Raw genomic sequence first — 422 nt, 5'->3', positions numbered from 1 at the left:
AGATAACCATTCGCCTCGAAACCGTGAACGACACGGTATGTGTATCCATCCGGGATACCGGGGAGGGCATGGATGCTACCGCGGTGAACAGCTGGATCCATGCGGATTGGGGAGTGCCGGAAAACGGCTTGGGGTTGGCTGAGGTCGCTATTGTGATGGCTTATCATAGTGGGGATTTGACCATTGATAGTGAGTTGGGAGTCGGTACCCAGGTGCTGTTGACATTTCCTGTGGCAACGTTATCGAGCAGTGCCAGCTCTGCGGCAAGTTGATTTGCCGAATGGCTGTGAATGATTTAGCGTTGCGGTAGCAACAATGAGGAATCACATGGCCAAGCAAAAAAACAGCGGTGGACTGGTCTATTCCACTGAAATTGGACGTACCTGCCCCGCATGTCGGGAAGCCGTGGCACAGTGTCGCTG

At 53.6% G+C, this 422-nt stretch carries 1 protein-coding gene; it reads left to right on the top strand.

What is annotated here, in order from left to right:
- A partial coding sequence (locus Q4563_RS16400) for an ATP-binding protein (RefSeq protein WP_303605240.1) occupies positions 1-272 on the top strand: 272 nt, incomplete at its 5' end.
- Positions 273-422: the final 150 nt, after the last annotated feature.

It is taken from the genome of Gilvimarinus sp. 1_MG-2023 (genome assembly GCF_030548285.1).
Note: the sequence above shows the minus strand (reverse complement) of the source record. Positions and strands in the feature narration are given on the sequence as shown.